This window comes from Anabaena subtropica FACHB-260 (assembly GCF_014697105.1).
Classification (GTDB): domain Bacteria; phylum Cyanobacteriota; class Cyanobacteriia; order Cyanobacteriales; family Nostocaceae; genus Trichormus; species Trichormus subtropicus.
In genome coordinates this window covers 20,381-44,987 of record NZ_JACJRF010000045.1, presented here as the reverse complement: position 1 = coordinate 44,987, position 24,607 = coordinate 20,381, and the positions used below count along the sequence as shown (strand labels likewise).

The window sequence follows — 24,607 nt, the reverse complement described above, 5'->3', positions numbered from 1 at the left end:
ATAGCGTTCCAAAGTTTATGCTAGTCATGGGGGAAGTTTGATTTGAGAAGCTGGTAACTTTCATCTTCTTACTTCTCCCGCCTTTTTTCTTAATTCACATTAGGCGTGAATTTTGATTTACAGGAATCACATGAAGAGGGAAAACGCCTCCCTTCGTTCAATATGTTTCGTACTCATTAATTCCGGCTGTAGAAAAATCGATAGTGCTAAAATTCTCTATAAAGCTTGCATTTGCCTGGAAAAGCGTAGACAGGTAGTATCAAAAGCTCTAATTTTACTTTTCGTGAATGCTGCACCTGTAAATCTAATTTGTCAGTGTTCAACTGCCTGTTCTGTCTGTCATCCCCGATTCAAAGTGGAGCTACGCATAATCACCAGAAGTTAGAATGGAGTCTGCTTGATGAAATCAACTCATTTGTCAAGTCCTTGGATAGGTCGCACTATTGGTGATAGCCAGCGTTATTTTCTAGAGAAGCGTCTAGGAATAGGTGGTATGGCAGATGTATTCTTGGCAACGGATACATTGTTAGGTAAACAGGTGGCTTTGAAGTTGCTCAAGGACACACTGGTCACTTCAGAAGACTTAAGGGAGCGCTTTGAGCGTGAGATCGCTGTCTGTGCAGCGCTCAAAAGTCTACATATTGTAGAGATAAGTGATTGTGGAGTAACTAGTGAAGAGTATCCCTTTTACGTGATGGAGTATTTGATAGGGCAAACATTAGGACAATTTTTACAGCAACAGCGTCGGCTATCTGTAGAGCGAACTATTAATATTATCGCTCAGGTATGTGATGGACTCAAAGTCGCTCATGAAGGAGTGACACTATGGCGGGATAGAGTCAAGACAACTGAACACGTTGAAGTGATCCATCGTGACTTGAAACCTGACAATATTTTTTTAGTACCCACAACATTAGGTGAAATAGTCAAAATCTTGGATTTTGGAATTGCCAAAATCCGTAGTGATTGTTCGGAAAACACCAATTTTACGAATATGTTCATCGGTACACCCCATTATGCTGCTCCTGAGCAATTTGCCGATGATACAAAAACGATAGATAGGCGTGCCGACATTTATAGCTTGGGGATGCTAATCTACGAAATGCTTAGTGGAACTAATCCATTTGGGTTTGATCTCAGTCAGAAAAAAGTCAGTTTGATGTCTTGGGTGATGGTTCACATCTCTAAGCCACCCGTACCACTGAGGTCTCAACCAGGATGTGAGCATATCGATCCAGAATTAGAAGCAGTAGTAATGCGGTGTTTACAGAAGTTACCAGATGACCGCTTTGCTTCGGTAGACGAGTTGAAGCTAGCACTAAAAGCTCATTTGCCAACTAGAGGATCGTCTAGAGAGGTGAGAAGTCAAGATATAGAAACCTCAAAGAGAGGATCATCTGTCATCAATTTCCCAGATGTTGATGAATTTCCTGATCCGAGTACCAGTAATGCCCAGGAATATTGGCAAAATCAGAATAATGCCAATCAAAGTGAGGCGGACTTGGAGTTGATTGAGACAGCAAAGACACATAAATTGCTGCCAGATGCGCCTGTTAATCAGGAAAAAAAAGCCAAAAATCGGAAAAAACTTCAAAAACTACTCCTGATGACAGCTACTGTTGTTGTTAGTCTGATCGGTAGTGTTTATGGCTATACTCAATGGCAAGCAGGTCAATCTGCAAGAGCAACATTTGAGAGCGCTAAAGCTCAAAAAGCCAGAAAAAACTTTCAAGAGTGCGTCAATCAAGCCAAAGCAGTTAATCAGCAATCACCTTTTTATACAGAGGCTCAAAATCTATTGAGTGATTGTCATCTGCAACAGGCGAAAGAATTGGCTCAAAAGAACAACTTTCCAGAGGCGATCGCTCAAGCTAATATTATTGGGTCAGACAGTAGCCTTCGCCAAGAAGCGCAGCAGTTAATTAGTCAATGGTCGCAAACACTACTTAAACAGGCTGAGGAACTCTACCAACAAGCCTACACTTCTCAAAATTTGGAAAAAGTAATTCAAATTACTCAAGCCATACCTCAAACTAGCTCTCTTGCCAAAGAAATTCAAAAATCAAGTGACAAATGGCGGACTGAATGGCAGGAAAATGAAAGTTATTTGCAGCTAGCTCAAAACGCCTTAAATGAAGGTAATTGGTCAGAGGCTATCAGCAAGGCTAATGAGGTACGACTACTAGGCCAACAAGTCAAGCAAGATGCTCCATATTGGCAAACTAAGATTAAACCAATTGTTGAAGAAGCAGAGAAGCAAATAGCAGTCAGTAAAACTTACACAAACAAAACTAAGAATACTGTCGAACCAAAACCTCAACCAGTTCGTAATTCCTATATACGTCGCTCTCAACCAGCGCCAGCACCTCAAACTCAACCAGCGCCAGCACGCCGACCTCAGCCAGCACGCCGCTCTCAACCAGCGTCAGCACCTCGAAATCAACCAGCGCCAGCACGCCGTTCTCAGCCAGCACGCCGTTCTCAACCAGCGCGAAGAGGTTGGAATACAGAAATTAGATAATGGGACATCCAAAAATTAAATTACTCACCTCTGTATCTAATAGGCTCATCAAATTTCTTCTCCTCCTCACCAAGGCGAAGAATCTTGTTGAGTACAGCACTGTTCATCTGGATGAAGTACATTACCTTAGCCTCTCCCTCCTGTAAAGCTTGCACCCAACTAAGAAACGCTGTAAGTCCTGAATTTATTGAGTTGACCGCCAAATCTTAATAGTCTCATCCCCACTAACAGTTGCAAAACCTTGATTATCTGGACTGAAGGCGACAGACAAAACACGTTGAGAATTTTCGGAAAAGTTACGAATAATTTCTCCAGTATTTACATTCCATAACTTAACAGTTTTATCCCAACTACCGCTTATGAGATTTTGACCATTAGGACTGAAAGCAATGGATGTTACCTCATCAGAGTGTGCTGCCAGAGTACGCTGTAAATCTCTCCTTTTCCAGTTCCACAATTTAATTGTCTTGTCTCCACTAGCACTTGCGAGAAGTTGCCCATCAGGGCTAAAAGTAACTGCATAGACAGAAATTGGATGTTTTCCGATTCTGCCGAGAGGTTTACCAGTTTCTGGATTCCACAAATCAACAGCCCCACCTAAACTGCCACTAGCAAGAGTTTGACTATTGGGACTGAAAGCAACAGAAGTAACCCATTGTTCATTAACTATTTGGCGACGCAAGTCTCCTGTCTTGGTGTCCCACAATTTAATAGTTTTATCTCCACTGCTGCTGGCAAGAGTCTGACTATCAGAGCTGAAAGCTACACTCGTGACAATATCGCCATGCTTAGGAAAACTTTTAATCAGTTTTCCCCGTTGCCAATCCCACAATTGCACAGTTCCATCTTGACTACCACTAGCTAAGAATTGCCCATTAGGGCTAAAAGCTAAGGAAATAATTCCACTAGAATTTTGAGCCAGAGTATGTTCTAGGGTTTCTGCTTTCAAGTTCCAGATTTTAATAGTTTTGTCTCCACTGCCACTAGCAAGAAATTCACCATTGGGACTAAAGCTAACGGCACGGACTGGCAGTGAATGCCCGCCTACTTTTCTATCTATTGTTTGTAATTTTATAGTGCCTGGTTGCCAAGAAGGATTTACTGCAATCTCTCTTGAATTTTGAGATATTAATTGAGTAGCCTTAACTGATTGAAGCATGGGAGTTAGAACTAAGGCTTGGCTAATTAACAAGGAAGCTGAAACAGGAAATATGGCTCGCCAAGACATTATTACAGAAACATATTTGTTAAAAGTCATAACTTTACCGAGTAAATTAATAAGACTGATTAATTTTGCTGATCAGACTATTGACACTGCGTGTTCTCGCCTACGGTATTTTCTTTATTTGAAGGAAAATCTTAATCTGATTGGTAAGATGAAAAAATGAGCGATCGCCTCTATGCTCACTTATTTTAAAAAGAGATAATATTTATAATTTATAATAAAATCCTCATTACTGCTAGGTATATATGAATCCTATTTGATTATTGAAAAAATCTAAGTATTTGTAGGGTGGGTAATGCCTAACGCCACTTACTACCCTGCGGGAATGCTAAGAGCGAATAAGCCGGGAAACCCGTCATAAGCAGTGGTTCTCCTACGTTTATTTCAGAAATCAAGTATGAGTCTTATATATTTTACTTAACATACAGTAAATTTTTAGTTAATGTCGGCTGTGTCATAGCAAAGTCTTGTTTGCCTTCGTACATCTGCATTATAAAGTTATCTGTGAGCATGGCGATCGCTCAGTCAATTGCTCTCATTAAGTACACAATCTTCTATATAAATCACAAAAAGGACTTATGTTATACATAAGTCCTTTTTTGCTACTAAATCAATGTAGTTAAAAAATGTACTCTAGATTTAGATTGACTATCTAAGACCTTCTAGCAGGTTCAACTTTAGCTTCTATTTTTACACTTTTAACACCTTCGATTTCTTTGATTAAATTTTCAGCTTTTTTCAATTCTTCCTGAGAAGTCGCTATACCTTTGAGAGTAATTTCACCTTGTTGATTTTCGACTAAAAACTTGTTACCTGGGATACCTGCCTGTAATTTCTTACTTACTGAGGTTTTTAAATCTCCTGGCGTTTTGGTCGCTACGGTCTTTTTAATTTCCAGTTTATCTTTAGTATTTGTACCAGTTAATGGAATCGTGGTTTCTCTGACAGTAGATTTGATAGTTTTACCTGTTGTTTTAATACTTTCAGAAGTCTGCTTTGTAGGTGATTGAGTAGCACTATTGGTGGTGCTAGGAGCTTCTTGGCAACCAAAACTACCAGCTATGAGAAAGCCGGACACTAATAGGGAAAACAGTTTTTTCACGTTTATCTCCGAATGGAATAATTGAAGCGATTAATTTACCTGTATGTCACACTGAGGAGCAAATGTTAAATCAACCTTAAAGTTGCAATTGGCAGATGGTTGATGCAAGCAAAAGATAGGTGAGACTAACAACTTAAACTACTTGTGAAGACTCAAATCCGCAAAAATTTCCTCAAAAGTCTCAAGTTATTTTTAGCCAGAACTACCAACAAACAATACTAAACATACAGCAGTCATTAGATATTATCAGATTTTAATAAAATCCACCTTATTTCATCAAAAATTCATTTAGCTTTTTGGGAGAGACTATTAAATATAAAGTAGTAAGTTTAGTTGTTTTTTTAACTGTATTGATACTTATATCAAAATACTTTATAAGATAGCTTAGATAGTATTCTCTGAATTGAAATAAAAATATTACATCAAAAACCTTCAAGAGAAAGGGGGATTAAATTAGAGATGAATACAAATTAGAACTAACAGAACACAGTAAAATATATAGCGGTCAAAAAATTATACATAAGCGAAAACGATTTCCATAAGGTTGGATGGCAGATTCTGTATTGATTCCATCCCAGCAGTTCACAAAAACTTTAAACTTTAGACTGTTGACTTGAAAACCATTACAGGGGGAATTGCGCCTATCTTGTTCGGTTATACGACTGTTGTTAGGGCATAAATGGCTATACCCTCATAAGTAGTAGAGAAATTTTGCATTTCCCAAGCTGCTAGTCGCTCTTGAATGAAGGGGTGGAGTTTTGTGTACGAATGGATATTGCCAAGTTTGAGTGAAGTCTTAGCCAAAAGTCAAGCAACTGTGGCTGAATGCTCACCAACCAAAGCAGAGCAACAGTGGCGCATGAGTCTAGCAGCAACAGAACATCTGCTCATTAACACTTTAGTTGCTGTAGCTCCTGAGGCGCTTCAAGGATTGGTGTTAGCTGCACCTGCACCCCTATTCAGTCAACCAATATTAACTCAAAGTTTACAGACGATTACTTTTACAGCCAAGCCATTTAATCCTTTGGCTTTGATGCCTTTTAAGATGTCAGATGCGATCGCCTTCACGGAAGCAGAAACTACTCCCTGTGAGTCGGTATTGCCTTTACTACCTGCTGATCCTTTGGCATCTGAGCAATTTTGTTTAGTATTTACAGATAAATTTAGATTAGTTTTAGTTCTCGCAACACACAAAGACGGTACAAAAGCTTTTTCTTTTTCTTTTGAGCCAGAGATAGTCCAGCAGGCTTGGCGATCGCTAGGTGCGCGGGTGATGCTAACTAATCCTGATTTATTCGCAGAGTTGGATACTTTAGTACAACAGTATCCTGCTGTTGCACCTGATTACCGTACAGTACTTCAATTTAGCCAATTTTTACTCCAAGAATTACCAGAAGAAGAGACTAGGGATTGGGGACTAGGAAGAAGCAGAGGAGTAGAGGAGCAGGAGAACAGAGCCGAGGAAATGCCCTATACTCAATGTTCAATCCCCATTACCCCATCCGTAAAACCTGATGTAGAGTTACTACAAGCTTTTGCTCACGAAGTCCGCACACCTTTAACAACTATTCGCACTATGACTCGCCTGTTACTGAAGCGGCGTGATTTACCTGCGAATGTGATTAATCGCTTAGAAATTATCGATCATGAGTGTACTGAGCAAATTGATCGCATGGAGTTGTTATTTAAGGCAGCAGAACTAGAAACTTCTAACTCAGGGAAATCTGCTAATACTCATTTAACAGCAATGTCTTTGGATCAAGTGTTGCATCAAAGCATACCCCGTTGGCAGCAAGCAGCCGAACGTCGTAACTTGACTTTAGATGTGGTTTTACCCCAACAATTACCAACTGTGGTGAGCAATCCTACTATGTTGGATCGGGTACTGACTGGGTTGATGGAGAATTTTACCCGCAGTTTACCAGCAGGGAGTCATATTCAAGTACAGGTGATTCCGGCTGGAGATCAACTAAAGTTACAATTATCTCCTCAAACTCATTGCAAAGATACTAATAAGACGACTGCACCAGTTACACCACCAATTCGGAAAGCCCTTGGTCAACTACTCATGTTCCAACCAGAAACAGGAACGATTAGTTTGAATATCGCTGCTACCAAGCACCTATTTCAAGCGATCGGTGGTAAGTTAATTGTTCGTCAACGCCCACACTACGGCGAAGTATTAACTATCTTTTTACCGTTGGAAGTGAGTCATAAGCAGAACGTAGGTATGAAAAGATGAGTGAGGGAGTGCTGAGTGCTGAGTAGTTATCGCGGATGAAACTCTACTTCTGTTTCTAAAATTTTGATGTCGTAGTTGCTGAAGAAATCATGACCTAGTAACCCAAACTCTGCTTTTGGTGCGATCGCTACTTCGATATTTTTGGCTATGGCTCCACCTGCTGCCATCGATTTTACTTTACTAGTGGAAAATTCTACTTGTGTACCATCGGCAATTTGAGCTTGCATGACACCAGTCGGCTGGAGTTGGAGAGCGATCGCTAATTTTAGCGGTATCAGGGTATTGTTAGCACCAGTATCGACAATCATTTCAAAGATATTTTTGTCATTGAAAGTGACATCAATCACAGGCGTTCTACCTAATCGGCGTTTGATGGGAACTCGAAAAATTCTCCCTTCTTTGTTTTGAATTGTTTTTTTACTACCACATAGTTTTCTCAAGGGAATGGTTCTACCAGAGGAGTTAATCATAAAACATTCACCTGGATCTTCCGCATTTGTTCTGTGAGGAAATGCTAGAAAAATCAGTGTTGGTATAATTGCTATTACAGCTAATTTAAGATTTTTATACCTATTTTTATCAGCATTTTTCATGATTATTTTGTTATTAATTATGTTTATAAAATTTTCAAATTAAAGTTATAGCATAGGAAAGATGACAGCATTGAAATTTTCTTAGTATCTTTCTTAAATGTTTAGTTGATATCCTAATTTATTTGGAGACTTTTATATATAACCATCTTAAAAAATCTAATTTGTTCTTTTCTTAATCTCTTCTATAAAATCTGATAACTTCGGGGAGAAAAAATTAGTTACATAATTTCTTGATGATTGCTTAATGATCAAAAATAATAATTTCATAGTTTTCTCTATGAGTATGGTACATATATCTACTGAGAAATTAATTAAAGATTAAGTGAAGAATCAATAAAATTACTAGGATATAAAATATGAAGCAAATTCAGAAATCAGTGCAGTATAAATAAGGTGTGTCATGCTGGGAGCGATCGCAACAAAAAAACTGCTTATATATGTAATTCTGTTTTCCCTATGCTTTACGCTGGTAAGTGTGCGTTCATTTGGGCAAACAAGTATGACCCCAGCACCGCAACTGCTGACTGACCCATTTTTGCAGCTACCAACAAAAAACTCCGTGCGAGTAGTTTGGTTTACTGAGTTTGCTGGTAGTAAAAATACAGTTATGTATGGTGAAGATTTACAGCAAACTGTCTATGCAAGTACTACTAAACTTAGTCGCACAAGGGAAGACCAAAATTCCAGGGTAGGGAAGCAAAGCCAAAATGGACAAGTTTATCAAAAACCAGTGAAACGTGATATCTGGCGACATGAAGCAGAGGTGACAGGGTTAAATCCTGGTGTGCGAGTTGATTATCGCGTTATGAGTGTGCAGGAAGATGGCGCAAGTATTAGCAGTGATGTTTTTACCCTTGCATCCTCTCCCAAACCAGGTACACCACTAAAAATCCTCTTGACTTCAGACCATCAACTTAAACCCATGACCGCCGCAAATCTGCAAAAGGTAGTGGAAACTGTGGGACGAGTCGATGCAGTTTGGTTTGCTGGTGATTTGGTAAATATCCCTGACCGCGCCTCCGAATGGTTTGATGATAATCGAGGCGGTGCGTTTTTTCCTGGGTTACAAGGTAACGCTCGCTATGAAATGGAACATAACGGTGTGAAAGTAACTTATAACGGGGGTAAAATTATTCAACACGCGCCCATGTTTACTTGCATTGGTAATCATGAAGTGATGGGAAGATTGGCGAGGAGAAGAAGTTTAGACGATGAATTTAATGATACTTTTCCTCGGATTGCTGCCCAAAAATTATATAGTGGTAAATCCTTAATAGATAATTCATTCAATACCATTACCTACGAAGAAATTTTTAGCCTACCCCAAAGCCTAGAAGGTGGAAAAAAATATTATGCAGTGAGTTTTGGTGATGTGCGATTGGTAGTATTGTACATTACAAATATGTGGCGATCGCCTAGATTAGATAGACAAGTTCAAGGTAGATACCAAGAAGCGGCAAAAGATTTAAATAATCCAGAAAATTGGGGTTATGGACAAATAATTTATGAACCAATTGCTAAAGGTAGTAAACAATATAATTGGCTAGAAAAAGAACTTAATAGCCCAGAATTTCAACAGGCAAAATACAAAGTTGTCATGTTCCATCATCCACCCCACACACTGGGGGATAATATTGTACCTGCTTACACTGAACCATTACAAATGATTGAACGTGATAACGCCGGAAATATCAAATCTGTACGTTACGAATACCCGAAAAATGCAGACTATATTATTCGTGATGTGATTCCTTTATTAGAAGCAGCTAAAACACAATTTGTATTTTTTGGACACTCCCATTTATGGAATCGCTTTGTTAGTTCTAGTGGAATGCACTTTTTAGAAACATCTAATGTAGGAAATTCTTATGGTGCTGCTTGGGGTGAAAGAAAGCGAGAAGTACCAATTGGTTTTCCCAAGGATTATACGGCTATTGGCGACCCTAATGGATTAGAACCGATTTTACCAACAATTAGTCCTTTACTAGGCGACGACGGTAAACCAATACCTTATATTGCTAGTAATGACATTACTGTTTTTAGTATCTTTGATACTGGCACAGGTACGGTTAGCAGCTATCGATTTGATACCCGCAAACCAGATTCAGAAGTAATTAAATTCGATGAATTTAAATTGTTTTGATATACTAATTTACTACCGCAGATTGAGAAATTTGTTCAGCAGTTAATTTTAATTCTGGAAATGTTTGTGATTCAATTGGTTCTGCGTTTCGGAATTGCTTAATTTGGTATTCCCCTTCAAGTAATGAGTAAATTGAGATGGTTGGTTGTTTGGGATTACCAATAAATTTTCGACCGCCCAAGGCTGCATAGTCTACAATCCAGTATTCTGGGATGCCGATGGCTTCATACTGACCAAGTTTAGTGAAGTAATCATCACGCCAGTTTGTGCTGACTACTTCTATTACTAGTGGGATTGATTCCTTCAGAGTTAGTGTTGATTTGTCTCTCCATAATGGTTCATTAGCTAGATTAGAGCGATTTAGCAGCAGCACGTCAGGTAAAAAGGCGGATTCACTTTCGGTTGATTGCACAAATCCCATTTTAGGGATATCTAATGGTTTTGAAAGACGGGCGCACTCTAGCAAAATTTGCTTAACCAAAAATGCGATAACTAATTCATGATCACCTGTTGGTGGTGGCATTTGCTTGATAAATCCATTATGGAGTTCGTAACGGAACTGTATTAAGTTGGTGGGATACCAGTCTAGAAACTGGTTAACAGTTATATGAATTGGTAGTTCCTGAAGCATTTATCTACCTATGTTTGTAGTTTTTTGCGTCTATTTTCAGAGTTTGAAAAAGCATTGGTACATCAAAAAGTCCTAATAATATAATTAACCTAAATAAGCTTTTTTCACACGCTCATCATTAATTAAGTTTGATGCTGCGCCTGTTAAAGTAATAGAACCAGCTTCTAAGACATAGCCTCTATCAGCAATTTGTAAAGCTAAATTCGCGTTTTGTTCCACAAGTAAAATAGTCACACCAGTAGCACGCAGATTCTCAATAATCGAAAATATTTCCTTCACGATCGCCGGGGCTAAACCCAAGCTAGGCTCATCTAATAGTAGCAGTTGTGGTCTACTCATCAAAGCACGAGCGATCGCCAACATTTGCTGTTCTCCACCACTGAGAGTTCCTGCTAGTTGATTTTGTCGTTGTGCTAACCGAGGAAATAACTCAAATTGTTGTTGAATATCTGTTTTAATTTCCTTTTGATTAGAGCGAATATAAGCACCTAAAAGTAAATTATCTAAAACTGTTTGCTTTGCTAATACCCTTCTTCCTTCTGGACAATGTGCAATACCAAACTGCACGACTTCATGAGCTAAACGACGAGTAATATTTTTGCCATTATAAATAATTTGCCCATTTTTAGGATTAACTATCTTTGATATAGCCCTAAGAGTCGTACTTTTCCCCGCACCATTAGCACCAATTAAAGTAACAACTTCACCTTTTCTAATAATTAAGTTAAGCTTCTTCAAAGCTTGAATACCGCCGTAGTTAACATCAAGCTCCTGAATTTCTAAAATTGTAAAATCCTGTGCATTTTGATATCGGCTTTCATCGGCGTTCATCGGTAATTTAAATCCTCATTCATTTCCTAAATAAGCTTCAATTACAGCCGGGTTATCTCTAACTACAGATGGTTCACCCAAGGCGATCAATTGACCAAAATCTAAAACAGCAATTCGGTCACATAAACCCATAACTAATGGTACGTGATGCTCAATCAAAATGATCGTTAAATTAAAGCGATCGCGCACATCCCGAATAAACTCACTTAGTTGCTGCTTTTCGCTAGGATTCATCCCAGCCGCAGGTTCATCTAGTAGTAATATTTGCGGTTCTAAAGCTAAAGCGCGAGCAATTTCTAAGCGACGCTGATCACCATAGGCAAAATTTCGGGATTTTTCTTGAGCGCGATCGCTCAAACCCACCATCTCCAACAATTCTAAAGCTTTCTGTCTGCTTTTTGCTTCTTCTTTCGGTGCTGGTGGTAATCCTAAGACACCTGTAAATAGAGTACTTTTAGTATGTAAATGACGAGCAATTATCACATTTTCTAGTGCTGATAATTCACCAAATAAACGGATATTTTGGAATGTCCGCGCAATACCCAAACTAGCAATTTGATGAGGACGTAGTTGAGCGATCGCTTTACCTTGATAGATTAATTCTCCGCTAGAAGGTGGAATAAAAGCTGTAATTAAATTAAACAGTGTGGTTTTCCCCGCACCATTAGGGCCTATCAGACCAAAAATTTCATGTTGGTTAACTATAAAAGATACATTATTTACTGCAACTAAACCACCAAAGCGACGAGTGAGTGATTTTGCTTCTAATATAACTTTACTTTTATCCAGGTTCATTTATTTTTAATCTTACCTAATTTAAAAATATCTGGAGTCACCAAACCTTGAGGGAAGAAAATAGTACCTATCACAATCAACAATCCAAAAATAATTAATCTACCATCTCGGAGAAATTGCGCCAGCCAAGCAGGTAAACCACCAGTATCAGCTAGTCCACGTAAAACTTCTGGCAAGGCTGTAAATAGCATACCACCAATAACCGAGCCTAAAAAAGTTCTAGAACCACCAATTAATACAAAAGTGAGATAGATAATACTAGCATCAAATGTCCCTTGTCTGGCATTCCAAGTATTTAAAAAATGGGCGCTAATTACACCTACAATACCAGCGAGAATTGCCCCTAAAGTAAATGCTAAAACTTTATAATAAGTAGGGTTAATTCCCATCGCTCCGGCTGCTAATTCGTCTTCGCGGATAGCAGTAAACGCTCTACCAACGCGTACCCTTTCTAAACGATAAAATAACACCATACTAATTAATAGTAATGGTAAAGCAATCCATAAATATTCGATAGGAGTTTGAAAAGGTTGAGGGATACCAAAAATTCCTACAGCACCGCCTGTAATGTCCAAATTTAGGGATAAAACTCGTAAAACTTCTACAAACGCAATAGTAGCGATCGCTAGATAAATCCCCCGCAAACGTAAAGCTGGAATACCTACAGCTATCCCCAATAAACCGGAGACTAAACCAGCAATTAACATTTCCAATAAAAGTAAAGGAATTGGAAAATAACTACTACTAAATGTAAAAACTTTAGTTGATAAAATCGCCGCAATATAACCACCTAAAGCATAAAAGCCGGGGCTTGCTAAAGATAATTGCCCAGCCATCAGAGGTAAGTATAGAGATAATCCCAGTAACGCCCCCAATACCATAGAGACGATGAGGGAACCATAGGTGGAAAAAAATTCAGCCATTCTTTATATTGCTTTTCGTAATTGCTGTTATGGTTTTATACTTTTTGGATAAACCGACGACCTAACAAACCTTGGGGTCTAACTAATAGCATGATAAACAAAATACCAAAAGCTACAGCGTCTTTATAACCAGAATAATCAGAAGGGACTAGCGCCTCAATTACACCAATGAGTAAACCACCTAACACAGCACCAGGAATACTACCCAAGCCACCCAAAACAATCACCGCCAAACCCCGTAACCCAAAACCAATGCCAAAATAGGGGCCAGAAATACTTACACTAGAGGCGACTAAAGTTCCCGCCAAACCTGCGAGAAAACTGCTGATGAAAAATGTTAAAACAATAAAGCGATCGCTGTTGATACCTAATAAACTAGCAGTAGTTGGATCTTCTGCGATCGCCTGAATTGCTTTACCATATTTAGTACGATTAATAAAGTAGGTAAGAATAGCCACAATCACTACAGATACAGTAAAAATCACCACCTGTACACTGCGAATCGGAATTGGTTTTTCCAAAGTGCCAAAATTAATTGCAGGCGGTAAATTACCAAAAGTATTAGCTGGGAATGTATAACTTTCTGCACCGACTAAATATTGAATTAAATTCACAATTACCACCGCCACCCCTAAGCTAGAAACAACAGTTAGTAAAGTGTCAGATCCTTTTTTTCGTAGAGGTTGAAAAGCAATTCTTTCCATTGCTACCCCCATCAATCCTGCTAAACTACTGCCAATAATCAGAGCAATAGCAAACGGTAATTTTATCGGCAATGTAACATTAGCTAACAAACCATTAAATCCAAAAGTACCACCCATAAGTGCATAAGTAAAATATGCACCCACAGTAAAAATTGCCCCATGCGCTAAGTTAATAATCCCCAAAATCGAATAAACCAAAGTATAACCCAACGCAAAAATTGCATAAACACTACCAATAGACAACCCATTCAGCAATTGTTGTAAAAATACACTAATATCCATTTAATTAATCAATATAGCGTTTCCTAATCTGCTAATTTACCGAGTACTCCACCAATAAAATTAAACAACCTCCGCGCTCCTCCGCTTTTCCCTTCGCGCCCCTCCGCGTTTAAAAAAATATTTCTGTCCCTCACTCATAATTCCCTACTTCAAAAAAGTAAAATTACCTTGACTACCATCCTTTTCCATCTTAATTTGAGCAACATAAAAATCTTTTTGCACAACTTCACCCACAGGAGTAAAACTAATTTCTCCTAGCGGTGTATTGTACTTCCCAGCTAGTAACTGTTTATTCAATTCAGTCCGTAACGCTGGCAATTGTAATTTATTAACTTTGTTCTTACTATCTAAAGCTTTGAGTGCTTCTACATACACTTGTACTGCTGCAAAAGCTTGGGCGCTAAATTGGGGTGGTTCTTTCTTATATTGGTCAACATAAGCTTGGCGAAATGCTTGATTAATTTCAGCAGGATGTTCTGGGCTATAAGCTTGCGCTATTAATACACCATCACAAAGTGCTTTACAAACTGCAAAAACATTTGATGTATTTAGCCCATTTCCACCAATTATTAAACCTTTATAACCCAGTTCTCGTAATTGTCTTACTAAGTTTCCACCATCTGCGGCTAACCCAGAGATGATAACTAAATCAGGATTCAAATTAATCGTATTAGTTGCTTGAGATTGAAAGTCAGTATCAGTAGTTTGAAACTTTTGCACTGTTACTAACTCCAGTCCTTGATCCTTAACAGTTTGCTGAAAAGTTTCGGTTTCTGATTTACTAAAAGCATCATTTTGAGCAAAGAAAACCGCAACTTTTTTAATATTGGGATTTTGCTTCAGGGCAGCTTTAACTGCATTAGGCGCAACCACCGCTACAGGTGCAGACACACGCGCCACATAATCACCGATTTCTGGTATACCTTTGGCGGTATTTGATGGCCCCACTACTGGTACTTTTGACCGTTCGGCAATTGGGTTTGCACTAAAGGCTTGCTGAGACAAAGTAGGCCCCACAATACCCACAACTTTATCTTTATTTATTAAAGTTTGAAAAGCATTAATCGTCCCAGCTTCATCACCGGCGGTATCTTGAAAAACCAACTTAATTGGAGTACCGTTGATTCCACCTTTATCGTTGAAATATTTTTCGGCTATTCTAACTCCAGCAACTTGTTCTTGACCCAGTAAAGCTACATTACTAGTTTGAGCTACTGCAATCCCGATGGGAATAGTACTTACATCTGTTGTTGTGCCAACCTCTGTTGTTGTATTGGTTGAATTTGTTGTTGTGTTATTACCACCACAAGCTGCCAGTAGTAAAGAGCAGGTAGATAATAACGCCGTCGTATATGCAAAAGTTTTTTTCATACGCTAACCTCTTTTCCGGTAAGCACAGTGCATAATCTAGATTAACTCGCTCTGGCTCAGAATCTGAATAGGGTTTCAAAGTGGTTTATATCCATTTCGCGTGAAAATTTGCTCAAGCCTAAATCACTCAGCAAGAATTTCTGGTGAAAAAACTGATCTGCTTGAGGAACAAACTAGGATAATGAAGCATAATTAACCTTTATAGCTTTGAGCGATGAGCTACACCAAGATGGTTCAGACTCAAGGCTTGTGATTTAACTTAAGTAATTGACTATGAGTACAGCAAATATTGCGCCAGCTATACGTGTGGGAGTATTGGGTTTCGGTGGACTCGGACAAGCAGCAGCCAAGGTACTGGCGGGTAAAGGAGAAATGAGTCTGGTAGCGATCGCCGATCAAAAAGGCTACGCTTATGCGGCTGAAGGGTTGGATTTTAAAGACTGCATTGCTACCTACCAGTCTCAAGGTTCGGTGGGTTATTTAGAGCCAATCGGCAATTTAACCAACAATAGTATTCAAGACTTAATTGATAGCGCTCCATCTGTAGATGGGTATTTTCTAGCTTTACCCAACTTACCTAACGATTTTATCCCTTCCGTAGCTAGACAGTTTATTAAATCTGGTTGGCGTGGTGTGCTGGTAGATGCAATTAAACGTACCAGCGCAGTAGAACAGCTAATTGCCATGAAAGACGAACTGCAAGCAGCTGGTATCACTTACATGACAGGCTGTGGTGCAACCCCCGGACTGTTAACAGCCGCCGCAGCCTTAGCAGCTCAAAGCTACGCCGAAATTCATCAAGTAGAAATTACCTTTGGTGTAGGTATTGCCAACTGGGAAGCTTATCGTGCTACAGTGCGGGAAGATATTGGACATATGCCAGGTTATACCGTGGAAGCGGCACGCGCCATGACTGATGCAGAAGTAGAAGCATTATTAGATAAAACTAACGGTGTGCTTACTTTGACCAATATGGAACACGCCGATGATGTCATGCTAGAGTTAGCGGGGATAGTCGGACGCGATCGCGTGACTGTTGGTGGTGTAGTTGATACCCGTAATCCTAAAAAACCCCTCAGTACCAATGTTAAGGTCACAGGACGTACCTTTGAAGGTAAGACATCTACCCATACCTTTACATTAGGCGATGAAACCAGCATGGCAGCCAATGTCTGCGGCCCTGCTTTTGGCTATCTCAAAGCTGGTAAACAGTTATATCAACGAGGTATTTACGGCATATTCACTGCGGCTGAAATTATGCCCCAGTTTGTTAGATAAGAAGTAAAAGGCTAGGGGTTCGAGGTGAGATAAATCAATTCAAAATTCAAGATAAATTGATTTATCTACCAGACCTTAATCCCTAGCTATTGTTTTCATTCGGTGAATACTCTGACAAATTAGGCAGTTACGATATAAGGCGAGTTTATCGCCGCTACACGTCCGGCATCTACCAATGCTTGATAAACTATCGCTACTACCTCAGCGCGTGTAGCATCGCAGGTAGGGTTGAGTTGTTTTATGTTGGGATAATTAACAATGATTCCTTTTTCTATAGCTTTGGCTACCTGATTCTTACCATAATCGGGAATTTTTGCTTGGTCTTCAAAGGCTTTAAGGGCTTTTGTCACATCAGCAGATGACCCTAGTCCTAGTCCATTAACCAATGAAACTATCACTTGTACTCTTTGAATATTGTCGTTGGGACGGAAGGTATTATCGGGAAAACCTGCAAGAAATAGACCTTGATAAGCCTGTTGAATGACTTTGAATGCCCAAAAGTTGTCTGCTACATCTTTAAATCTGATTACAGATCGATTTGGTGATGGGTTGAAAGCTTTTACTAATAAAGCTGCGTACTGCGCCCTTGTCATTGTCGCATCTGGTTTAAATGTCCCATCAGGAAAACCGCTAACTATACCTTGTTTTACTAACTCCCGAATAAATGGTGCTGCCCAATGATTACCAATATCTTTTAAGTCTATAGGATTGGGTGTTGGCGTTGGGGTTGGTGTTGGGATTGGGATTGGTATTGGTGTTGGGGTTGGTACTGGTGTTGGTGTTGGTACTGGTGTTGGTGTTGGTACTGGTGTTGGTGTTGGTACTGGTGTTGGTGTTGGTACTGGTGTTGGTACTGGTGTTGGGGTTGGTGTTGGGATTGGTGTTGGTGTCGGTGTCGGGGTTGGTGTCGGTGTCGGGGTTGGTGTTGGCGTTGGTGTTGGTGTTGGTAGCTGACTAATTATCAACTCTACGTTTCCTGCAACCTTAGTTGCATCTATCTGATTACCTGTAGAAATCAACTTATTAGAACTAGCATTCTGTAAATCAAACTTGGCGTTGTTGCGGAAAATATTACCGCCAGGGTTATTGGTATTACCTATATCTGGTGAAGCATTACCAATTACCGTCAAACCATCATCAGTATTATTTTCAATGAGATTATTACGTAATATAGGACGAGAAGTACCAGAGACAACGATACCAGAACGGTTTTCGTAAATCTTGTTATCTATAAGTGTGGGTGATGCAGTATCACTGATGGCGATACCGAAGCCAGTTTTGAAGCAGGTATTACCTTGAATTTTTCCTTGGGAATTTTTAGCGATCGCAATTCCATTTGCGGCATTCTCTGTAAACACATTACCAATAATCACAGGATTTGCATCACCTGTAGCAAATACTCCCTCACGTTTACAGTTGATGAAGGTAGAATTGGCAACTGTCGGAGTAGTTGATTCTATCCAAGCACCACTACCACGACTAGCAGGATTGGTGACAGTCACACCCCGGAGTTCGGAATTATTCAGAAGTACAAATGTGACATTTTGACCAGCAAAAGTACGGCTAAGGTAGTTTCCACTACCTTCTATAAAAATATTGCTACCTTTGTTGGCTTCATTACCTACTACCTTGACAGCAAATGGAATAGTCAGGGGAAAAACTTCACCACTAGTAGCATTATAACTACCATCTGCTAGTTGAATTACGGTATCGGATGAAGCAACCTTGAGGGCTTTGGTAATTGTTTTGAATGGAGATGCTTGGCTACCAGGATTTGCATCATTACCTGTAGCTGGATTTACGTAAAAAAACTGCGCCATATTTATACCCTGGAAAAATACATAGCCATCTTAGCGCTAACCTTGAGAATAAGAGGCGATCGCTAAAATTTGCAACATTGACTACCAAATAAATCAGCAATATTCCAGAAAAGCTGATAAGACTCAGCACTAGCTCAAAAGAAACTAATAAAAATTTGCATTACTCCTAATTAATTCGCTAGGCTATTCATAATCCTGTTACTTCTCTGGCGTGCTATGGATTTTGAAAGCAAAACCACCGCCCCGACTGCTACAAATAATGTAGAATTTCCCCGATTGGCTACAAGTCGTAAGCCATTGGAAATTTTGCGAAATACTGAGGCTTTATTACGTCGTCCTACTGTCGCCAAACTAACTCCACTATTACCTCCAAAACTAGGTAATAGCTTACAAATAGCATCGACAATTGCGGATGAATCCTTAACGAGTCTCGCCCAAGTTGACCTAGAGCAAATTAGTGATGTCGAATTGCAACCTGCAAGGATTTTTATGGGTTTAAGTTTTGTAGGCTTCGGTGCGCTGATGGTACTGGTGCTAGTACTTTACTTGAACACCTTACATCCAGAACTAAATACGGTTGAGCAGATTCAGCAATACTGGTATCAATACATCTGGTGTGTCAGCTTAGGTGTAGCCGGAATGTTTCTCTTGGGTCGAGAAGCAATGCGTCCTCAACATCAAGCACAAAAAGTTAAGAAATAAGAATAGTCTTAGGATAACTGCTGTATTTGTTATTACATAACAAAGATAATATAGATTGGTAACTTGATTTAGATGAATCAGGATGCTTTTATTTTTACCCCAGGGTCAAAAATTTCTCTGCGAAAAAATTATGACCCCGCTTATCATGACGGTTATCACGAAAAAGCCGATGCAGCTCAAAAATTACAAACCAATATTCAACAATTAGCCAAGTATCAAGATATCCTCTATGCTCAAAACACTTACACCTTGTTGATTATCTTTCAAGCAATGGATGCTGCTGGCAAAGATAGCACGATAAAACACGTAATGTCTGGTGTGAATCCCCAAGGATTTCAGGTATTTAGTTTTAAAGCACCTAGTGATGAAGAATTAGACCATGATTATCTTTGGCGCTCCACAAAAGCTCTACCAGAACGAGGGCGTATTGGCATATTCAACCGTTCATATTATGAAGAAGTGCTAATAGTCAGGGTACATCCAGAAATTCTCAAAAAGCAACAGCTTCCTCATAATCATCAGGGGAATCATATCTGGAAGCAGCGTTTTGAGGAAATCAATAATTTTGAAAAATATTTAGTGAATAATGGGGTTATTATTCTTAAATTCTTTCTAAACGTTTCTAAGTCTGAGCAGAAAAAGCGTTTTTTGGAACGTATTAAATATCCAGAAAAGAATTGGAAATTTTCTGTGAATGATGTGAGAGAAAGAGCTTTCTGGGATGATTATATGGCAGCTTATGAAGAAGTGTTTCAGCATACGAGTACTGCTATAGCCCCTTGGTATATTGTCCCTGCCGATCGCAAATGGTTTACCCGTCTGGTAGTGGCTGATATTATCTGCACAAAGTTACAAGAATTAAATCTAAAATATCCCACAGTGAGCGAAGAACATCAGCAGCAACTTTTACAGGCTAAGTATATTTTGGAGCAAGAAAGTTAGTTGATGATTAAATAAGTTTATAGTCACGACTCTTCTCATTTACAGTTGTAATTATGCCTGTGGTGAGAAGATAGATATTTTAGAGATTCTCACAAAAGCAGAGTTTAGTAAGTTGTTTAAATAAAAAATCAATTACCATTATTAACTAATACTTATCTTATAATTAATCAAAATAATCTAAAATAACATTCCTTAGGGAAGATAGCATACTTTTTTTTATATTGGTTCTACCTTAAGGAAGAAAAATAAATAGACTAAATATATTTTTCTGTCGGTAATATTTAAGATTTCCTCACATTTTTTTGATAAATTTAAATTGGAGTCAAGGTATTTATTACTTTAACTCTCAATTCCTTGATCAAAAGCAAAGGAAAGCGCTATGGATACTGCTGTCAAATATGACATTGAGGTTATCAAGGATGAAACACGTCTCCTCATCTCTAGGGGACTGGTTAATCGTCAACAACCAATTTACGCTCTGTGTAAATATATTCCAGATCGCGACTGGCCATTTTTTGAACTAGAGTTGGAAAAAAACGAATTTTTGCTCAGAGATAGAATTATTGACTTGTTAAGCCAAGAAGAGTGGGACGAAGATTAAAGTCTTCCCTAAAAGTTGATTCCTATTAACAGCCTCTCTGATCAATACTCAATTCAGAATTTAAAATAAAATGAAAAGCCCTCGAATTAGTCGAGGGTTTGAAATAATAGATACAAGCAAGTAGAAAAATTTACTATCTGATGCGATGAGCTACTCTTTAGTGGGAACGTATACACTGAATCACAATTAACCGCATAGGTGTAGCTTGTCCGTAGACATCGCCTTAAGCTGTAATGTCTTGTAGCTCTACCCATTCATTGATAGTTTGACGTTGACTTATGTAGTCAGCAGTATTCACCTGTTCTTTGTTCTGAAAGCTACGAGACAATCTCTCGGTAATGATTTCAGTGAAAGAAACCGAATTGGTCAATGAAAACACTGGCATATCTTGCCAACAGTGGCGACAGAACCAGTGAATCTGCGAATCACCACGTATATGTGGCAAAAGTACCCTAGAACAGCAAGGACAGCTAGTCATATATCAAATCCTTTTTTAAAAATATGATCGCTATTCATCATTACGGTTAATTGACAACCGTGTTGATATGAAAAAATTTTGTATCTATCTTGAGAATAGTTATTTAATATGAGGAATTTGTGAGGAAAAATACAATTAAAAATATTCTGTAAAATTTGTACATCAAACTTGAAGTAATGAAAGTTAACGAGGACAGACATTCTATCCTCTAGTTGAGAAATAAATCCTCACAAGTTCCTCAACATAACTTCCTATAAACATAAGTGTGAGACCTAAAAGCAGATGACTGGAATACAGGCAGTACCTCTTTGAATTATAGGAAAATCAATCATGGTAGAAATTTTTATAAATTCACAAACATCTTATTCAGTCTCCCAAGAACAAGCCCTGGTTTTACCATTGAACCAAGTAGGAATTGCAGATATATCCTTAGTAGGAGGAAAAAATGCTTCTTTAGGTGAAATGATTCAGCAGTTGCGACGCAAAAGTATAAAAGTTCCGATGGGTTTTGCAACAACTGCTCATGCTTATAGATATTTCCTTGCTTCCGCAGGACTAGAGGCAAAATTAAGAGACATTTTTGCAGATTTAGACGTAGAGGATATGCAGAACCTGCGGCAGCGTGGTAAACAAGCCAGGTTATTAATGCTGCAAACGCCCTTTCCGACAGAATTACAAACAGCGATCGCCCAAGCTTACGAAAACCTCTGCCTAGAGTATGGTGATGATACCGATGTTGCCGTTCGTTCTAGCGCCACGGCTGAAGATTTACCCGATGCCAGCTTTGCCGGTCAACAAGAAACTTATCTGAATGTCCACGGTTTGCAAGCTGTTCTGGAATCTTGCCACAAATGTTTTGCTTCAATTTTTACTGACCGTGCCATCTCTTATCGGCAAATCAAGGGCTTTGACCACCTAAGTATTGCCCTATCGGTGGGTGTACAAAAAATGGTGCGGGCTGATTTAGCTACTTCTGGTGTCATGTTCTCTATTGATACAGAAACAGGTTTTAAAGATGCTGCCTTAATTACCGCCGCCTATGGCTTGGGTGAGAACGTCGTCCAAGGTGCAGTTAACCCGGATGAATATTTAGTCTTTAAACCAACACTCAAACAGGGATACCGTTCTATCATTGAAAAGCGCCTCGGTACTAAAGAACTGAAGATGGTTTACGACCTGGGTGGCTCAAAATTGACGAAAAATATCTCTGTTGCACCATCAGAACGCAACGTTTTTGCCCTCAACGATGAAGAAATTTTACAACTAGCACATTGGGCTTGCATCATCGAAGAACACTATTCTCAAATACGTGGTGTCTACACACCAATGGATATTGAATGGGCTAAAGACGGTTTAACTAATGAATTGTTCATTGTCCAAGCGCGACCAGAAACAGTGCAATCACAAAAGACAAAAAATGTATTGCGTAATTATCGGTTGTCAGACACTGGGGAAAAAAATTCCCCATCCCTTGTTCCTGTGGTGATTGGTCGCAGTGTTGGTGAAATGATTGGACAAGGTAAAGCCAGAGTAATTTTGGATGTGCATCAGATTAACCAGTTTCAAGCAGGAGAAGTGTTAGTCACTAACCGCACTGACCCCGATTGGGAACCAATTATGAAACGTGCTAGTGCCATTGTGACTAACTCTGGCGGTAGGACTTGTCATGCAGCGATTATTGCTAGAGAGTTAGGAATCCCTGCAATTGTGGGTTGTGGTAATGCGACTACTATTTTAAAAACTGGACAAGAGATTACTGTCAGTTGTGCCGGTGGTGAAACTGGTAAAGTCTACTCTGGTTTATTACCTTACGAAGTCCAAGAAATTCCTTTAGAAAAACTACCCCGCACACATACCCAAATTATGATGAATTTGGGCAATCCTGAAGAAGCTTTTGGTTTAGCTAGTATTCCTAATGATGGGGTGGGATTGGCACGCCTGGAATTTATTATTAACAACCACATCAAAGCACACCCCTTAGCATTGATTCACTTTGATGAGTTAGAAGACGAACTAGCGAAATATAAAATTGCTGAGTTAACAGCCCAATATGCAGACAAAGCCCAATTCTTTGTCGATAAACTAGCCCAAGGGATTGCCACGATCGCATCTGCTTTTTATCCCAAACCAGTAATTGTCCGCCTCTCTGACTTCAAGAGTAACGAATACGCCAATCTCTTAGGTGGTAAACAATTTGAACCCCAGGAAGAAAACCCGATGATTGGCTGGCGCGGCGCTTCTCGCTATTATGACCCCCGCTACCGCGAAGGTTTTGCCTTAGAGTGTCAGGCGATGAAGCGAGTACGGGATGAAATGGGTTTAACCAACGTCATATTAATGGTTCCGTTCTGCCGTACTCCCAATGAAGGAAGGCGGGTATTGGCAGAGATGGCAAATAATGGGTTGGTGCAAGGAGAAAATGGTTTACAAGTTTACGTCATGTGTGAGTTACCCAGCAATGTGGAACTAGCAGACGAATTTAGTCAAGTCTTTGATGGTTTCTCCATTGGTTCCAACGACCTGACACAGTTAACATTGGGTTTAGACAGGGATTCAGAATTAGTCGCCCATTTATTTGATGAACGTGACCCAGCAGTAAAGCGGATGATTGCCAAAGCGATCGCTAGTGTCAAAAAACACGGACGAAAAATTGGTATCTGCGGTCAAGCACCAAGCGATTACCCAGAATTTGCCCGCTTCCTAGTTGAACAAGGAATTGATTCCATCAGTCTCAACCCAGACTCAGTCCTCAAAACACTATTAGAAATCGCCGCCGCAGAAGAGGACAGAAGGCAATAACTTTACGTGCGCCTCCGTTGGAGACTCACGTTAATTTTTGACTATGGGCTTTTGACTAATCACTAAGGACTAATAACTATGTTTAACAAAATTTTGGTTGCACTTAATCACAATGAAATGGGTCAGCAAGTATTTGAGAAAGCTTTATCTTTAGCCACAGCAACCAACGCTGAATTGTTGCTGTTACACGTTATCTCACCATTTGATGACGATTATCTCAATGCTGCTGCTATGGAAACGCAGAGTTTTTATGGAACTTCCCAAACTCGTAATGCAGACTACTATATGGGCCGGTGGGAGACTTTAAAACAAGAGGGCATTAACTTCTTGACTTTGCTGAATAATCAAGCGATCGCCAAAGGTGTGACATCTGACTTTACCCAAGAACTTGGCGATCCTAGTCGGCTGATTTGTGAAATCGCCCGTAGTTGGAACGCTGACTTAATTATTTTGGGTCGTCGGGGTTTACATGGCTTGAGTGAATTGTTACTAGGTAGTGTGAGCAATTATGTCTTACATCACGCTCCCTGTTCAGTGCTGACGGTACAAGGAATCATTCCTGCTACTACCGATACCCCAGTAACATCATCAGTAGTATAAAGGTTTAGTGGGGAATTTTGGGCA

At 39.4% G+C, this 24,607-nt stretch carries 20 protein-coding genes; 9 read left to right on the top strand and 11 right to left on the bottom strand.

Features of this window, described 5'->3' with window-relative positions; translation table 11 throughout:
• Positions 1-400: 400 nt before the first annotated feature.
• Complete coding sequence (locus H6G18_RS25100) at positions 401-2,521, top strand: serine/threonine protein kinase (protein WP_277875618.1); 2,121 nt, start codon at positions 401-403, stop codon at positions 2,519-2,521.
• 184 nt (positions 2,522-2,705) lie between these two features.
• Here the strand turns inward: H6G18_RS25100 and H6G18_RS20230 are convergent, their stop codons facing one another.
• Together H6G18_RS20230 and H6G18_RS20225 are read right to left on the bottom strand one after the other, a co-directional pair.
• Positions 2,706-3,779: a WD40 repeat domain-containing protein gene (locus H6G18_RS20230; RefSeq protein ID WP_190408897.1), complete on the bottom strand. Its 1,074-nt coding sequence runs from the start codon at positions 3,777-3,779 to the stop codon at positions 2,706-2,708.
• 619 nt (positions 3,780-4,398) lie between these two features.
• On the bottom strand, positions 4,399-4,848 hold the full coding sequence (locus tag H6G18_RS20225) for a BON domain-containing protein (protein ID WP_190408896.1): 450 nt from the start codon (positions 4,846-4,848) through the stop codon (positions 4,399-4,401).
• A 760-nt stretch (positions 4,849-5,608) separates the two neighbouring features.
• Here H6G18_RS20225 and H6G18_RS20220 point away from each other — a divergent pair.
• Entirely contained in the window at positions 5,609-7,090 is a 1,482-nt protein-coding gene (locus tag H6G18_RS20220) for a sensor histidine kinase (RefSeq protein WP_190408895.1), read from the top strand.
• A gap of 26 nt (positions 7,091-7,116) precedes the next feature.
• Here H6G18_RS20220 and H6G18_RS20215 read toward each other — a convergent pair whose 3' ends face one another.
• Positions 7,117-7,683: a retropepsin-like aspartic protease family protein gene (locus H6G18_RS20215; RefSeq protein ID WP_190408894.1), complete on the bottom strand. Its 567-nt coding sequence runs from the start codon at positions 7,681-7,683 to the stop codon at positions 7,117-7,119.
• Between the two features lie 499 nt (positions 7,684-8,182).
• On the opposite strand from H6G18_RS20215, the gene H6G18_RS20210 reads away from it, so the two are divergent.
• Positions 8,183-9,826, top strand: a complete 1,644-nt coding sequence (locus H6G18_RS20210) for a fibronectin type III domain-containing protein (RefSeq protein ID WP_242040418.1) — start codon at positions 8,183-8,185, stop codon at positions 9,824-9,826.
• Between the two features lie 4 nt (positions 9,827-9,830).
• Here H6G18_RS20210 and H6G18_RS20205 read toward each other — a convergent pair whose 3' ends face one another.
• The 6 genes from H6G18_RS20205 to H6G18_RS20180 form a co-directional block, all read right to left on the bottom strand.
• Positions 9,831-10,457, bottom strand: coding sequence for a Uma2 family endonuclease (locus H6G18_RS20205; protein WP_190408892.1), 627 nt, complete (start codon positions 10,455-10,457; stop codon positions 9,831-9,833).
• 84 nt (positions 10,458-10,541) lie between these two features.
• Entirely contained in the window at positions 10,542-11,288 is a 747-nt protein-coding gene (locus H6G18_RS20200; protein WP_190408891.1) for an ABC transporter ATP-binding protein, read from the bottom strand.
• Positions 11,289-11,303: 15 nt separating this feature from the next.
• Positions 11,304-12,083: an ABC transporter ATP-binding protein gene (locus H6G18_RS20195; protein ID WP_190408890.1), complete on the bottom strand. Its 780-nt coding sequence runs from the start codon at positions 12,081-12,083 to the stop codon at positions 11,304-11,306.
• Complete coding sequence (locus tag H6G18_RS20190) at positions 12,080-13,006, bottom strand: branched-chain amino acid ABC transporter permease (protein ID WP_190408889.1); 927 nt, start codon at positions 13,004-13,006, stop codon at positions 12,080-12,082. Before H6G18_RS20190 ends, H6G18_RS20195 begins: the two co-directional genes overlap by 4 nt.
• A gap of 35 nt (positions 13,007-13,041) precedes the next feature.
• Positions 13,042-13,992: a branched-chain amino acid ABC transporter permease gene (locus H6G18_RS20185; protein WP_190408888.1), complete on the bottom strand. Its 951-nt coding sequence runs from the start codon at positions 13,990-13,992 to the stop codon at positions 13,042-13,044.
• Positions 13,993-14,136: 144 nt separating this feature from the next.
• Complete coding sequence (locus H6G18_RS20180; RefSeq protein WP_190408887.1) at positions 14,137-15,363, bottom strand: ABC transporter substrate-binding protein; 1,227 nt, start codon at positions 15,361-15,363, stop codon at positions 14,137-14,139.
• A 273-nt stretch (positions 15,364-15,636) separates the two neighbouring features.
• Between H6G18_RS20180 and bioU the strand changes: the two genes are divergently transcribed.
• A complete protein-coding gene (gene bioU / locus H6G18_RS20175) occupies positions 15,637-16,641 on the top strand; it encodes a (S)-8-amino-7-oxononanoate synthase BioU (protein ID WP_190408886.1) in 1,005 nt (334 codons plus the stop codon).
• A gap of 119 nt (positions 16,642-16,760) precedes the next feature.
• Here the strand turns inward: bioU and H6G18_RS20170 are convergent, their stop codons facing one another.
• The gene (locus H6G18_RS20170; RefSeq protein ID WP_190408885.1) at positions 16,761-18,461 is read right to left on the bottom strand and encodes a DUF1565 domain-containing protein; all 1,701 of its coding nucleotides are present in this window, start codon (positions 18,459-18,461) and stop codon (positions 16,761-16,763) included.
• 216 nt (positions 18,462-18,677) lie between these two features.
• On the opposite strand from H6G18_RS20170, the gene H6G18_RS20165 reads away from it, so the two are divergent.
• From H6G18_RS20165 to H6G18_RS20155, 3 genes are all read left to right on the top strand, one after another.
• Positions 18,678-19,163: a hypothetical protein gene (locus H6G18_RS20165; RefSeq protein WP_190408884.1), complete on the top strand. Its 486-nt coding sequence runs from the start codon at positions 18,678-18,680 to the stop codon at positions 19,161-19,163.
• A 72-nt stretch (positions 19,164-19,235) separates the two neighbouring features.
• The gene (locus H6G18_RS20160; RefSeq protein ID WP_190408883.1) at positions 19,236-20,105 is read left to right on the top strand and encodes a polyphosphate kinase 2 family protein; all 870 of its coding nucleotides are present in this window, start codon (positions 19,236-19,238) and stop codon (positions 20,103-20,105) included.
• A gap of 379 nt (positions 20,106-20,484) precedes the next feature.
• Complete coding sequence (locus tag H6G18_RS20155; RefSeq protein WP_190408882.1) at positions 20,485-20,706, top strand: DUF4327 family protein; 222 nt, start codon at positions 20,485-20,487, stop codon at positions 20,704-20,706.
• A gap of 223 nt (positions 20,707-20,929) precedes the next feature.
• Here H6G18_RS20155 and H6G18_RS20150 read toward each other — a convergent pair whose 3' ends face one another.
• On the bottom strand, positions 20,930-21,184 hold the full coding sequence (locus H6G18_RS20150) for a hypothetical protein (RefSeq protein WP_190408881.1): 255 nt from the start codon (positions 21,182-21,184) through the stop codon (positions 20,930-20,932).
• 330 nt (positions 21,185-21,514) lie between these two features.
• Between H6G18_RS20150 and ppsA the strand changes: the two genes are divergently transcribed.
• On the top strand, positions 21,515-23,983 hold the full coding sequence (gene ppsA / locus H6G18_RS20145) for a phosphoenolpyruvate synthase (protein ID WP_190408880.1): 2,469 nt from the start codon (positions 21,515-21,517) through the stop codon (positions 23,981-23,983).
• A gap of 78 nt (positions 23,984-24,061) precedes the next feature.
• Complete coding sequence (locus tag H6G18_RS20140; RefSeq protein ID WP_190408879.1) at positions 24,062-24,583, top strand: universal stress protein; 522 nt, start codon at positions 24,062-24,064, stop codon at positions 24,581-24,583.
• Positions 24,584-24,607 lie beyond the last annotated feature (24 nt).

Excerpts from the sequence above, each read along its gene's own strand:
- H6G18_RS25100 (WP_277875618.1), top strand. The coding sequence starts at position 401 with ATGAAATCAACTCATTTGTCAAGTCCTTGGATAGGTCGCACTATTGGT.
- H6G18_RS20230 (WP_190408897.1), bottom strand. The coding sequence starts at position 3,779 with ATGACTTTTAACAAATATGTTTCTGTAATAATGTCTTGGCGAGCCATA.
- H6G18_RS20215 (WP_190408894.1), bottom strand. The coding sequence starts at position 7,683 with ATGAAAAATGCTGATAAAAATAGGTATAAAAATCTTAAATTAGCTGTA.
- H6G18_RS20210 (WP_242040418.1), top strand. The coding sequence starts at position 8,183 with ATGACCCCAGCACCGCAACTGCTGACTGACCCATTTTTGCAGCTACCA.
- H6G18_RS20205 (WP_190408892.1), bottom strand. The coding sequence starts at position 10,457 with ATGCTTCAGGAACTACCAATTCATATAACTGTTAACCAGTTTCTAGAC.
- H6G18_RS20200 (WP_190408891.1), bottom strand. The coding sequence starts at position 11,288 with ATGAACGCCGATGAAAGCCGATATCAAAATGCACAGGATTTTACAATT.
- H6G18_RS20195 (WP_190408890.1), bottom strand. The coding sequence starts at position 12,083 with ATGAACCTGGATAAAAGTAAAGTTATATTAGAAGCAAAATCACTCACT.
- H6G18_RS20190 (WP_190408889.1), bottom strand. The coding sequence starts at position 13,006 with ATGGCTGAATTTTTTTCCACCTATGGTTCCCTCATCGTCTCTATGGTA.
- H6G18_RS20185 (WP_190408888.1), bottom strand. The coding sequence starts at position 13,992 with ATGGATATTAGTGTATTTTTACAACAATTGCTGAATGGGTTGTCTATT.
- H6G18_RS20180 (WP_190408887.1), bottom strand. The coding sequence starts at position 15,363 with ATGAAAAAAACTTTTGCATATACGACGGCGTTATTATCTACCTGCTCT.
- bioU (WP_190408886.1), top strand. The coding sequence starts at position 15,637 with ATGAGTACAGCAAATATTGCGCCAGCTATACGTGTGGGAGTATTGGGT.
- H6G18_RS20170 (WP_190408885.1), bottom strand. The coding sequence starts at position 18,461 with ATGGCGCAGTTTTTTTACGTAAATCCAGCTACAGGTAATGATGCAAAT.
- H6G18_RS20165 (WP_190408884.1), top strand. The coding sequence starts at position 18,678 with ATGGATTTTGAAAGCAAAACCACCGCCCCGACTGCTACAAATAATGTA.
- H6G18_RS20160 (WP_190408883.1), top strand. The coding sequence starts at position 19,236 with ATGAATCAGGATGCTTTTATTTTTACCCCAGGGTCAAAAATTTCTCTG.
- H6G18_RS20155 (WP_190408882.1), top strand. The coding sequence starts at position 20,485 with ATGGATACTGCTGTCAAATATGACATTGAGGTTATCAAGGATGAAACA.
- H6G18_RS20150 (WP_190408881.1), bottom strand. The coding sequence starts at position 21,184 with ATGACTAGCTGTCCTTGCTGTTCTAGGGTACTTTTGCCACATATACGT.
- ppsA (WP_190408880.1), top strand. The coding sequence starts at position 21,515 with ATGGTAGAAATTTTTATAAATTCACAAACATCTTATTCAGTCTCCCAA.
- H6G18_RS20140 (WP_190408879.1), top strand. The coding sequence starts at position 24,062 with ATGTTTAACAAAATTTTGGTTGCACTTAATCACAATGAAATGGGTCAG.